This is a genomic window from Gilliamella sp. B2772 (assembly GCF_026536985.1).
In the GTDB taxonomy this organism is placed as follows: Bacteria; Pseudomonadota; Gammaproteobacteria; order Enterobacterales; family Orbaceae; genus Gilliamella; species Gilliamella apicola_E.
Window position 1 is genome coordinate 194,792 of record NZ_JAFNNB010000004.1, and the last position, 13,718, is coordinate 208,509.

9 protein-coding genes are annotated in these 13,718 nt (G+C 36.9%); 1 reads left to right on the forward strand and 8 read right to left on the reverse strand.

Features of this window, described 5'->3' with window-relative positions; all coding sequences use genetic code 11:
• Positions 1–72: 72 nt before the first annotated feature.
• The 8 genes from rpsG to parE all read right to left on the reverse strand — a co-directional run bounded on the left by rpsG (position 73) and on the right by parE (position 11,029).
• Positions 73–543: a 30S ribosomal protein S7 gene (rpsG, locus tag J3T98_RS09875; protein ID WP_034883788.1), complete on the reverse strand. Its 471-nt coding sequence runs from the start codon at positions 541–543 to the stop codon at positions 73–75.
• 100 nt (positions 544–643) lie between these two features.
• A complete protein-coding gene (gene rpsL, locus J3T98_RS09880; RefSeq protein ID WP_034883792.1) occupies positions 644–1,018 on the reverse strand; it encodes a 30S ribosomal protein S12 in 375 nt (124 codons plus the stop codon).
• A 260-nt stretch (positions 1,019–1,278) separates the two neighbouring features.
• On the reverse strand, positions 1,279–2,589 hold the full coding sequence (locus J3T98_RS09885; protein ID WP_267362737.1) for an NCS2 family permease: 1,311 nt from the start codon (positions 2,587–2,589) through the stop codon (positions 1,279–1,281).
• A 275-nt stretch (positions 2,590–2,864) separates the two neighbouring features.
• Entirely contained in the window at positions 2,865–4,439 is a 1,575-nt protein-coding gene (locus J3T98_RS09890; protein WP_416380643.1) for a TerC family protein, read from the reverse strand.
• Positions 4,440–4,582: 143 nt separating this feature from the next.
• Entirely contained in the window at positions 4,583–6,028 is a 1,446-nt protein-coding gene (locus J3T98_RS09895; RefSeq protein WP_065733732.1) for a TrkH family potassium uptake protein, read from the reverse strand.
• A 14-nt stretch (positions 6,029–6,042) separates the two neighbouring features.
• Positions 6,043–6,882, reverse strand: a complete 840-nt coding sequence (gene djlA / locus J3T98_RS09900; protein ID WP_267362739.1) for a co-chaperone DjlA — start codon at positions 6,880–6,882, stop codon at positions 6,043–6,045.
• Between the two features lies 1 nt (position 6,883).
• The gene (gene parC, locus J3T98_RS09905; RefSeq protein WP_267362740.1) at positions 6,884–9,112 is read right to left on the reverse strand and encodes a DNA topoisomerase IV subunit A; all 2,229 of its coding nucleotides are present in this window, start codon (positions 9,110–9,112) and stop codon (positions 6,884–6,886) included.
• 27 nt (positions 9,113–9,139) lie between these two features.
• Positions 9,140–11,029, reverse strand: coding sequence for a DNA topoisomerase IV subunit B (gene parE / locus J3T98_RS09910; protein WP_065733711.1), 1,890 nt, complete (start codon positions 11,027–11,029; stop codon positions 9,140–9,142).
• A 223-nt stretch (positions 11,030–11,252) separates the two neighbouring features.
• Here parE and J3T98_RS09915 point away from each other — a divergent pair, with 223 nt between their 5' ends.
• Positions 11,253–13,703 carry a DMSO/selenate family reductase complex A subunit gene (locus J3T98_RS09915; protein WP_267331110.1) on the forward strand — a complete coding sequence of 817 codons (2,451 nt, stop codon included), beginning with the start codon at positions 11,253–11,255 and terminating at the stop codon, positions 13,701–13,703.
• The last annotated feature ends 15 nt before the right edge of the window (positions 13,704–13,718 follow it).

Consider the following 13,718-nt stretch of genomic DNA (forward strand, 5'->3'; position numbering starts at 1 on the left):
ATCATTTAGGTTGACTGACAGTAGATATGTGCTGCCAGTCTAATTTCAAGCCACTTAATATCAGTGGAAAGATTACCAACGATAGTGTGCAAACGCTCTATTAGCTTCAGCCATACGATGAACATCTTCGCGTTTTTTCACAGCAGTGCCTTTGTTTTCAAAAGCATCCATAAGTTCATTCGCTAGGCGTAACGCCATTGATTTATCGCCACGTTTACGTGCAGCATCTACAATCCAACGCATTGCAAGTGCATTACGACGAACTGGACGCACTTCAACAGGAACTTGGTATGTAGAACCACCAACGCGACGAGACTTAACTTCTACAGTTGGTCTTACGTTATCTAATGCAACTTCAAAAGCTGCTAAGTGGTCTTTTCCACTACGCTCAGCTAATTTATCAAGAGCTGAATATACGATTGATTCTGCGATAGATTTTTTACCATCTATCATTAAAATATTTACAAATTTCGCCAGCAAATCTGAACCGAATTTCGGATCAGGTAAAATTTTTCTTTGACCGACAACATGACGACGTGGCATTGGAATACTCCGTTTATATGTTATAAATTTTCAGGTTTACCCAAAACTCAAATGAGTTAAATGGAATTATTATAGTTTGGCCTTACTTAACGGAGTTCCATTAAGCTTTAGGTCGTTTTACACCGTATTTAGAACGGCTTTGTTTGCGATCCTTAACACCTGCGCAGTCTAATGCACCACGAACAGTGTGATAACGAACACCAGGTAAATCTTTAACACGACCACCGCGGATTAAAATCACGCTATGTTCTTGCAAGTTATGACCTTCACCACCGATATAAGAAGTCACTTCAAAACCGTTGGTTAAACGTACACGGCATACTTTACGTAATGCTGAGTTTGGTTTTTTAGGTGTAGTGGTGTAAACACGTGTACAAACACCACGTTTTTGCGGGCATGCTTCAAGGGCAGGAACGTTACTTTTCGCTTCCTTTAGCGCTCTTGGTTTGCGTACCAGCTGATTAATTGTTGCCATTAATAAGCTCCTGATTAATTAAAATAAATTTAAAAATTGCTTTTTAGATACGTAATTAATAACTGTAGCCCAAAGCCTATGTATATAAGTTTTGGGTCGCAAGATTCTAGACCTCAATAGATATAATGTCAAGTTTTTGCTTTAGTTAAGGAAGAATCTAATATTATGAATTGCTATTTTTAACCTTATTATTACTAATAAATTAATAATAATATTTTTCAGTTAAATTTTCCCACCGGAACTAACCGATGGGAAAAAAATTAATGATGGTCGATAAAGATAAATTTTAATGCAAATAGAAGGGCAAAAATAATGACGCAAAGATTTAATTCTTTAAATTTACCAGTTAATGTTTTTAACACAACGTAAGAGATAAAACCAAGTGCTACACCTTCGGTAATAGCAAAAGCGAAAGGCATCATTAATGCGGTAATAAATGCTGGTGTTGCATCAGTTAAATCAGACCAATTAACTTTCATTAAACTTGAAACCATTAAGATTCCAACAAATATTAAAGCACCAGATGTCGCATAAGGTGGAACTAAATGGGCTAAAGGCGATAAAAAGGTCATTAATAAAAATAATAATCCAACTACAACTGCAGTTAAACCTGTACGCCCACCAACTGAAATACCAGCAGAACTTTCAATATAAGTTAGTACTGATGAAGTTCCAAATAAACCACCAAGTGAAGAACTAAAACTATCGATTAATAAAGCTTGACGCATTTTAGGGAAACGCCCTTTTTCGTCAGAAATTCCTGCTTTGTCGGTTAAAGCTAAAATTGTACCGGAAGAATCAAATAGGCTTACAATCATAACTGAAAAAATAACACCCATAATACCCACATTAAGTGAACCAGCTAGATCGACATGACCAACAACACTGCTAACACTTGGTGGAACTGATGCAATTCCTTGATAACTAATATTAGGATCAAGCCAAAGTGCAAGTAAGGTAACAACAAGAATTGAAACTAGTACAGCCGCATGGAAATTACGAGTTGCTAGAATTATTATAATAAAAAATCCTAGTGAACCTAATAATACTTTAAGTGATAAGATATTGCCTAAGGTTAGTAATGTTTCTTGTGATGCGACCACAATTCCCATATTTTGAAATCCCATAAAAGCAATAAATAGTCCAATACCAGCACTTATACCTGCTCGCAAACATTGCGGAATATGTTCAATTAACCAATGGCGAACTTTAAATAATGATAATGCAAAAAAGATTAATGAGCCCCAAAATATTGCCCCCATACCCACTTGCCAAGAATAGCCCATAGCACCGCATATTCCATAGGCAAAGAAAACATTGAGTCCCATAGCTGGAGCTAAAGCAATCGGTAGATTGGCAAACAGCCCCATTAAAATAGTAGCAAAAGCTGTTACGACGCACGTTAGAACAAAAACTGCTGATTTGTCCATGCCAGTTACAGATAAGATAGAAGGGTTAACAAAGATAATATAAACCATGGTTAGAAAAGTTGTACAGCCTGCTATAACCTCTGTACTGATAGTGGTTTTCTTCTCTTTCAGTTGAAAAATTTTTTCGAATAGTGAATTCATAAGTTAAAGCCCAATTTAGTTTGATAGTAATCGATATAACCTTTATTTTTACCTAAGTTGATTTGCAGTAAAAATAAAAAAGATACAAAGTTATCACTTTATATCTCAAAAACGAAAAAACACAGCGCTATTATTGCCTGTAATTTATTTTGGTCAAGCGTTATTCATATTAAGAATATCGTTTAGTAATTGATAGATAATTTTTATAACTTACCTCTAAAATAGTTGTTTAGCTCATCTGAGATGAGCTAAACAATGGGTAGAATATCACTAACCTAGTTCTTTAATATATCTAATTTATTCTTAGTGATTTTCACTTTTAAAATACGGTGACTTTCAATTTCGGCAACTTCAAATAAATAATCGCCAATTTGTATTGTTTCACCGACATTAAGTAAATGTTGGGCTTTTTCCATCAACAATCCAGCAAGAGTATGGTATTCTCGCTTATCATCTATTGGTATAGGAACATACCTTACTAATTCTTCTACAGGGATGTAACCATTAGCAATCCAACTGTTATCATCAATACATTGAATATCGTGTTTGGCATCAATTTCCTCTTCTTCAGTTGGGAAATCACCAGCAATGGTTTCAATAATGTCAGTAACAGACACAACTCCTTGCATTGAACCAAATTCATCAACCACAAACGCAAAATGGGTTTTCGCTTTTTTGAATTGTTCCAGTGCGACAAGTAAAGATACCGTTTCAGGGAAAATTAATGGCTGCTTTATTAAAGAGTTAATATCAATATGCTGTTTATCCTGTAAAACATCTTTCAATAGATCATTAACTTGAATAATGCCTAATGGTTCATCAATTGAAGCATTATCCGTTACGACTAAACGTGAATGAGGATTATCAAATATCTCTTTTAATATCACCTCACGATCATCATTTATATTGACCATATCAACATTTAATCGTGAGGTCATGATGCTACTAACTGAACGTTGAGCCAATCCTAACACTCGCTCGACCATGTTTAATTCTTGATGATTAAATACTGATGTTTTCTTATTATTATCAGAAACAACATCAATATTGTGAGTTTCGGGATCTTCTTCTGCATCGCCTTTGAGTAAATGTAAAATCGCTTCAGCGGTGCGTTCACGTAATGGTTTTTTGTTTAATGCTTTTCGGCGATTGAATATAGCTAATTGATTAAAAAACTCAATCAAAATTGAGAAACCAATAGCTGCATATAGGTAGCCTTTTGGAATAATAAACCCAAAACCTTCGGCAACCAAACTAAAACCAATCATAAGTAAAAAACTTAAACATAAAATAACAATCGTTGGATGGGAGTTAACAAAATAGGCCAATGGTTTACTTGCTACCATCATGATACAAATAGCAATACAAACAGCAATAATCATTACTGGAATATGTTCAACCATACCCACTGCAGTAATTACTGAGTCGAGTGAAAATACGGCATCAAGTACAACGATTTGAGCGACAACAGTCCAAAAATGTGAAGTCTTTTTGGGTTTACCATCTTCATGTGAAGCGCCTTCTAAGCGTTCATTGAGTTCCATTGTGGCTTTGAAAAGCAAAAATATACCACCAAGCAACATTATCAATTGCCTAGCATTGAAACTGATTCCGGATATAGAAAATAGAGGGGTAGTGAGTGTAACTAACCAACCAGTAAACATTAATAACAATATTCGTGTAATTAATGCAAAAGCAAGACCAGTAATGCGTGCTTTATCTCGTTCTTGTGGCGGTAGTTTCTCGGCAAGAATGGCAATAAAAACAATGTTATCAATGCCAAGGACGATTTCAAGTACAACTAGAGTGGATAAACCAATCCAAATTGTAGGATCCATGATCCATTCCATATGTCAGGTGATTACCTCTAATGAACACAGCACATGCTGCTTAGTAATTCTGTCTGCAATTGACTAAATAATCAATAAAATATTTATATTTTTAGCCATTTTTCTAAAAAATCCAGGTTTAACACTAAATTGTTAAGTGAAAATTAGCTTCGCCAGAAGGTTGGTGTAAATAAAACCAATAAGGTAAATATTTCAAGTCGTCCAAATAACATGTCCACAACCATTACCCATTTAACCATATCACTTACATGCGCAAAATTATCACTCACACTGCCAAGACCAACCCCCAAATTGTTCAATGATGAGGCAACAATATAAAATGAGTCAGTTGCATCAATTCCAGACGCCATAATGATAAATAGACTAATTAAAAAAACTAATGCATAGGCAGAAAAGAACCCCCATACTGCCTCAATAATTCGTTCCGGTACAACTCGATTATTCAATTTTAAGGTATATATTGCGTTCGGGTGTATAAGACGTTTTAATTCACGTGAACCTTGCATAAATAATAGTAGAACGCGAACAACTTTTAACCCTCCTCCAGTAGAACCAGCACAGCCCCCAATAAATGAAGCACATAATAAAAAGATTGGTAATGAGGATGGCCAAGTATTAATATCATCGACGGTAAAACCGACAGTTGCAGAAACCGACACGACTTGTAACACAATTTTATCAATACCAAGATTTCGTTGTGGTTGATAAAAATAGATAACAAAGGCACAAATAACAATTAAAATAAGAAGGATAAAGATAAACGTTCTGAACTCTTGATCGCGCCAATAAACTTTAAGTGAAATACCATTTAATGCGGCAAAATGGAGTGCAAAATTACAACCAGATAAAATTAGGAAAATAGTAACAATATAGTTAATTGCAGGACTATTAAAATAAGCTAAATTGCTGTCATGAGTTGAGAATCCTCCCATCGATATCGTCGAAAAACTATGCGAAATAGCATCGAAGATATTCATTCCAGCAAACCACAAACTTATTGCGCATAACGTGGTAAGCAAAATATAAATAGACCACAATGTTTTTGCTGTTTCAGCAATGCGGGGACGCATTTTACTATCTTTTTGAGGACCTGGGATTTCAGCTCGATAGAGCTGCATTCCACCAACACCTAATAATGGTAAAATAGCAACTGCAAGTACGATAATTCCCATTCCCCCAAGCCATTGTAGCAATTGACGATAAAATAAAAGGGCCTTAGGTAAATGATCTAAATTAACAATAGTTGTAGCGCCTGTTGTTGTTAACCCAGAAAAAGACTCAAAAAAAGCAGTGGTTAAATTAAGATTGATATGATTATCAAAAAGAAATGGAAATGCACCAATAGTACCTAAAACTACCCAGAATAATACAACAATGAAAAAACCTTCCCGAGTACTCAACTCATGACGCTGATTTCGATTAGGGAACCACAACAATACTCCTAAAATTAATGCAGCGAAGAAAGAACGGACAAAAATTGCGCCAGCACCATCACGGTATATTAATGCGACTAGTGCCGGTATTAACATAAATATCGACAATAATGATATTAATAAACCGATAATTCTTATAATTGAGCGCCAATGCATCATAGTAATAATCTCTATTTGAATCCACGAGATGCTTTTATAAGATCGTAAGCAGCTTGAATTTCTTGTGCTCGCTTTTTGGTTGCCTCTAACATCTCTTTTGGTAAGCCTTTTGATGCTAATTTATCTGGATGATGTTCATTCATTAACCTGCGATAAGCTTTTTTGATTTCAGGAATATCAGCAGATGAATCTATCCCTAAAATTCTATAAGCATTTTGCAAATCTGATTGGTGAGAACTGTTTTGATAATTGCCATAATTATTGCTTTGTTGATATTGACTATTTTGTTGATTATTATAATATTCTTGACGGAAATGAAAGCTTCCCATCATCATCTGAATATATATAACCATTTGTTGGCGAGGAATATGGAATTCTTCAGCAACAATAAACAAAATTTGTGACTCTTTTTCATCTAAATTACCATCAACTAAAGCCGCTTGAATTAATTGTTCACAAAATATATTTAAAACATTTCTTCTAAAACGATATTGAAAGTAGAGTTCTCGTAAACGCGATCGAAGTGGGTAATCACTTGCTTTACCACGATTAAATGACTCTTGGGCTAATTGGCGACCGGCTGTATCAAGTTGTAGCCGATCCATAAATTGCCGAGCAAGATTAATATCATCTTGGGTAACAACACCTTTAGCTTTACTCAGATGCCCCAATACTTCAAAAGCAACAATTAAGTACAAAGTTGGGTTTGATTGTGTCCTTTTTTCATTTAATCTATTGCCAAATGCTTGATACAACATTGGACCTATTAATAGACCAAGTATAAATCCCCATCCGGATTTGAAAACTGAGCTCAGTATTAACCCGAAAATAATGGACCAGATAAAAGACATATTATTCGTTTACCTCAATTCGATCGATTTTTTGTAATCCACGCGGTAGTGATGTTCCTTTACGAGCACGCCCTGCTCTAAATTTTTGTAAATCAGTAGAAGAAAGCGTAAGTTTGCGTTTACCAACATACAACGTCAGTGAGGTTTCAGGCGTTATCAGCATCATATAAGCTAGGTTATCATCGCTGGCAGATAATGAGATAATTTTATTTCCTTTACCTTTAGATAACTCTGGTAAATCTTTCACCGGGAAGATAAGCATTCTACCCGCTTGACTAATTGATAAAAGCAAGCTTTCCTCTGATACTATCTCAATCGGTGCAAGTACATTTGAATTATTAGATAAATTAATTACTGCTTTACCGTTACGATTACGCGCAATTAAATCGCTAAATTGACAAATAAAACCGTATCCGGCACTAGAAGCAAGTAAGAATTTTTGTTCTTCATCGTTTGACATTAAAACATGTTCAATAGTTGCACCTGCTGGTAATGCTAATTTACCGGTAATTGGCTCGCCTTGTCCTCGAGCTGATGGTAAAGTATTTGGCTCAATAGCATAACTTCGCCCAGTTGAATCGATAAAGACAACTGCCTGGTTACTTTTACCTTTTGCAGCAGCTTTAAAGCTATCGCCTGCTTTATAACTTAATCCGACGGGGTCAATGTCATGACCTTTAGCCGCTCTTACCCATCCCATTTCAGATAATACAATTGTGACGGGTTCAGAAGGTGTTAATTCTTGTTCAGTGATCGCTTTAGCTTCACTTCGCTCAACTATTGGCGAACGGCGTTCATCGCCATACTTTTCAGCGTCTTCTTGTAATTCTTTTTTGATTAAATTACTGAGTTTTCTTGGTGAAGCAAGTAGAGCTTGTAGTTGATCCCGTTCTTTAGCAAGATCAGCTTGTTCGCCTTTAATACGCATCTCTTCCAATTTAGCTAAATGACGAAGTTTTAACTCTAAAATAGCTTCTGCTTGTATTTCACTTAAGGCAAATCGCTTAATTAATTCTTCTTTTGGTTCATCTTCATGACGAATTATTTCAATAACTTCATCAATATTTAGAAACGCAATTAATAAGCCATCTAAAATATGTAATCTTTTTAGGATTTTATCTAAACGATAATTTAATCGACGTGTTACCGTCAAACGTCGATATTCTAACCATTCAGTTAATATTTCAACTAATCCTTTAACTGATGGACGATTATCAAGTCCAATCATATTCATATTGACGCGATAGCTTTTTTCAAGATCCGTGGTAGCAAATAGATGATTCATAACTTGCTCTAAATCCACTCTATTAGATCTTGGGACAATTACTAAACGGGTTGGATTTTCATGGTCTGACTCATCGCGCAAATCTTCAATTAATGGTAATTTTTTCGCCCGCATTTGCGAAGCAATTTGCTCTAAGATTTTAGCACCTGAAACTTGATGAGGAAGATCAGTAATAACAATATCACCCTCTTCTTTTTTCCAAACTGCACGCATGCGGATTGATCCTCGTCCAGTTTGATAAATTTTAGCAATATCTTCTGGCGCAGTAATAATCTCGGCTTCTGTTGGAAAGTCAGGGCCTTGTATGTGAGCCATCACTTCACTAAGTGTTGCTTTTGGGTTATCTGCTAACATAATAGCAGCATTTGCTACTTCACGAATATTATGTGGTGGAATATCAGTTGCCATACCAACAGCAATGCCGGTTGTACCATTCAATAAAATATTGGGTAATCTAGCTGGCAACATTTTAGGTTCTTGTAAGGTACCATCGAAGTTTGGCGTATAATCAACAGTGCCTTGCCCTAATTCGCCTAATAATAATTCTGCATATTTTGATAGACGAGATTCGGTATAACGCATAGCTGCAAATGATTTAGGATCATCTGGAGCTCCCCAGTTTCCTTGACCATCTACTAATGGGTAACGGTAAGAGAATGGTTGTGCCATTAACACCATTGCTTCATAACAGGCACTATCACCATGAGGATGGTATTTACCTAACACGTCACCTACAGTACGAGCTGATTTTTTAAATTTAGCCTGAGCATTAAGCCCTAATTCTGACATGGCATAAACAATACGGCGTTGCACAGGTTTTAAACCGTCACCAATAAACGGTAGTGCACGATCCATAATGACATACATTGAGTAGTTTAAATATGCGCTCTCTGTAAAAGTACGTAGCGACTGAACTTCTACTCCGTCATGAGTTATCTCACTCATTATTGTTCCTCTAAATTATTCTGTATATTAGACATCAAGTTCAACTTGGTCACCTTTTTCTTGTAACCATTCTCGGCGATCTTCTGCTCGTTTCTTAGCCAGCAGCATATCCATTAATGCCATGGTTTCCTCTGCATTATCTAGTGATAACTGAACTAATCTACGAGTATTAGGATCCATCGTTGTTTCACGGAGTTGTAATGGATTCATTTCGCCTAAACCTTTAAAACGTTGTACATTCGGTTTACCCTTTTTTCGTTTAAGCTGATCTAAAATCCCTTCTTTTTCTTCTTCATCAAGGGCATAATGCACTTCTTTACCCAAATCAATACGATAAAGCGGAGGCATAGCAACAAAGATATGCCCATGTTCAACCATCGCCCGAAAATGACGAACAAATAACGCACAAAGCAAAGTGGCAATATGTAATCCATCTGAGTCTGCATCAGCTAAAATACAGATTTTACCGTAGCGCAATTGACTTAAATCATCACTATCAGGGTCAATACCTATGGCAACCGAGATATCGTGGATTTCTTGTGAGCCTAATACCTCGTCTGATGATACTTCCCAAGTATTTAAAATTTTACCTTTTAATGGCATTATGGCTTGATATTCTCTATCTCGTGCCTGTTTGGCTGAACCACCTGCAGAATCACCTTCTACCAAAAATAGTTCAGTACGACTTAAATCCTGTGAAGAACAATCGGCCAATTTACCAGGTAAAGCAGGACCACTTGTGAGCTTTTTACGAATAACTTTTTTAGATGCTCGTAGGCGTTTTTGCGCACTTGAAATGACCATTTCAGCCAATAATTCTGCAATTTGCACATTTTGATTTAACCAAAGACTGAATGCATCTTTAACAATTGCCGAAACGAATGCAGCGCTTTGTCTTGATGAAAGGCGTTCTTTGGTTTGACCAGCAAATTGAGGTTCCTGCATTTTTACGGATAACACATATGCGCAGCGTTCCCAAATATCATCGGCGGTCAGCTTTAGGCCTCGAGGAAGTAAATTACGGAACTCGCAAAATTCGCGCATAGCATCAAGTAAACCTTGACGTAAACCATTAACATGAGTACCACCTTGTACAGTTGGAATCAAGTTAACGTAACTTTCAGTTAAAAGTTCCCCACCTTCTGGTAACCAGAGTAAGGCCCATTCGACTGCTTCTGTTTCGCCGGTATGACTACCAGTAAATGGCTCTTCAGGTAATAGTGTGTAACCACTAACAGATTCCATTAAATAATCTTTTAGACCGTCCTGATAACACCAGCGTTGTTCAGTATTGTTAATTTTATCTTTGAAAATGATTTCTAACCCTGGGCAGAGTACCGCTTTTGCTTTAAGTAAATGAGTTAAGCGGGGTACAGAAAATCGTGGTGAATCAAAATACTTTTCATCAGGCCAAAAACGTACTTTTGTACCGGTATTTCGACGACCACATGTACCTATTACATGTAAATCCTCAACTTTATCACCATTTTCAAAAGCGATTTGATAAACTTGCCCATCACGATTTACAGTAACTTCTACACGCTTTGATAATGCATTAACAACGGAGATACCAACACCATGCAAACCGCCTGAAAATTGATAATTTTTGTTGGAAAACTTACCTCCAGCATGTAAACGGCAAAGTAAAAGTTCAATAGCTGGTACACCTTCTTCAGGATGAATATCAACCGGCATACCTCGCCCGTCATCAATAACCTCAAGTGAATTATCTTCATAGAGTGTAACTTTAACTTGGCGGGCATGTCCTGCAATAGCTTCATCTACACTATTATCAATAACCTCTTGTCCCAAATGATTTGGGCGAGCAGTATCAGTATACATGCCTGGTCGATGGCGGACAGGATCGAGTCCTTTTAGGACTTCAATATCAACAGCATTATAAGTGGATTGTGACATAAGTTTTCTATTTATTCGAATAAATGGGCATATTATACCAATCTTTCTTTAAGATGCATGAAATTAAATTGATAATGAAAATCAAATTAAATTTTTAATTGATAATAATTCTTATTTTATTAATTTATTTTAAGTTAATTTCCATTTTAGCCTTTTTTCTGTTTTATAATCTTATCTATAGTATTATGATAAATACATCCCAAATAAAAAATAAGGGAATAGGATGAGCAAGTCAGAAAACAAAATAACTCGGCGTGATTTTTTGCAAAAATCACTAGCAATTGGTGGTGTGGCAGCACTAGCAAATAATTTGCAATTACCTTTTGCTTATGCAACATCTGAAACAAATCACGATAAAGCATTGATACCTAATCCCACTAATGATGAAAAGATTTTCTACAGCGCCTGTTTAGTGAATTGCGGTAGTCGCTGCCCACTAAAAGTCCATGTTAAAAACGATATTATTACTAAAATCTCATCCGAAGACGGTATTAATGATCCTATCTTCGGTCAACATCAAATTCGCCCATGTTTGCGGGGGCGAGCAGTACGCTGGCGAACTTACGATCCGGAGCGTTTAAAATACCCTATGGTGCGAATAGGTAAGCGTGGTGAAGGTAAATTTAAACGTATTAGCTGGGATGAAGCAATAACTTTATTGGCAGATAAACTTAAATACACCATTAATCGTTATGGCAATGAAGCTATTTATTGTCAATATGGAACAGGTACCACCGGCGCAAATATCGCCGGACGCAGTGCTTGTAGACGGTTTTTAAGTACTATCGGTGGTTATCTAAATTATCATGGCGATTACTCAAGTGGACAGATAACTGCTATTAAGCCTTATATTTATGGCAATGCTAAAGAGTCGCTCATTGATCAAATTAAACATTCAGATTTGGTTGTTATGTTTGGACATAATGTTGCTGAAACGCGAATGTCAGGCGGTGGGCAAGTAACGGAACTGTTTCATGCTTTAGCGCAAAGTAAAGCCAGAGTGATTATTATCGATCCTAGGCGTAGCGAAAGTGTGGTTGGCTATAATGCCGAGTGGATCCCGATTATTCCCGGTACCGATGCGGCGTTAGTTGCTGCAATTGGCTATGCTTTACTGGAAGAAGATAAAATTGATGAGGCAATGCTTAATCAATATTGTGTGGGTTGGAATGCTGACTCATTGCCGGATAGCGCACCCCCTTTTAGTGATTATAAATCTTATATTTTAGGTTTAGGTGATGATAGAACACCGAAAACGCCGGAGTGGGCAGCAAAAAAAACCGGTATCCCCGCTAAACAAATTCGTAAACTTGCCTTGGATATTGTTAACGCTAAAGCAGCATGGATTTCGCAAGGCTGGGGAGCACAACGTTGGCAAAATGGTGAGCATACTACAAGAGCAATTATGATATTGCCTATTATCACTGGTCAATTTGGTAAACCGGGCACCAATATTGGTACTTGGGGCGGAAGCGTGACTTATCCGGTTCCGGGGCTGAATTTATTAAATCCGATTAAAACCAGTATTCCATTTTTTTTATGGACTAAAGCAATCGAATCACCGCAAAGCATGACCGCAAAGAATGCTTATATACTAGGTAAAGATAAATTGGATGTCGGTATCAAGTTTATCTGGAGTTACGCCAGTAATGTAATTGGTAATCAGCATGCCGATCTCAATCGAACGCACCAAATTTTACAAGATGAATCTAAATGCGAATTTATCTTAGTGTGGGATACTCACATGACCGCATCAGCACGGTATGCCGATCTGTTATTACCGGATGTGTCATCTGTGGAAAGTAACGATTTAATTAATAATTCTTATGCATCCGGTGCTTACCATTATGTTATTCGTATGCAACGGGCTATTAAGCCACTTTGGGAAAATCGATCGTCTTATGATGTGTTAACTGAGTTATCAGAAAAAATGGGCGTTAAAGATAAATTTACTGAAGGGCGAACGCAAGATGAGTGGATAGCGTATAGCTATGAAAGAATGCGCAAGCAAAATCCTGATTTACCGCCTTTTGCTGACACTGACGGTAAGGGTATTGTCGATCGTAAGTTAGCGGATAGCGATGCGCAAATTGCCTTAAAAGCATTCCGGGATGATCCGATTAATCAGCCATTAAATACCCCGTCTGGCAAAATTGAAATTTATTCAGAAGCGCTGGCAAAAATAGCGGGTGAATGGGAGATTGAGCCGGACGATAAACTCTACCCAATTCCTGCTTATTTGCCTGCTATTGAAGGGAGCGAAGATCAACAAAAACGCGATAAATATCCGCTGCAAATGATTGGATTTCATATTAAAGGGCATTGTCACTCCTCTTATAGTAATCTTCCCCAACTACGAGAAGCTGTTGCCAGTAGCGTTTGGATTAACCCAATTGATGCTGAACAAAGACAAATTAAGCATGGGCAATTAGTTGAAGTATTTAATGATCGTGGTCGGCTTTATATTCCGGCTAAAGTAACGCCTCGTATATTACCGGGCGTGATCGCTATACCTCAAGGGCTATGGGCAAAAACTAATGCTGCTGGTGTGGATATTGGTGGTTGTATTAATCGTTTAACCTCATTGCGCCCGTCAGTGTTAGCGAAGTCAAATTCGCAGCATACTAATTTGGTTGAAATCAAACCATTATCAACTATGCCAGCGGCATCATAATTAAAAAGGGAGATG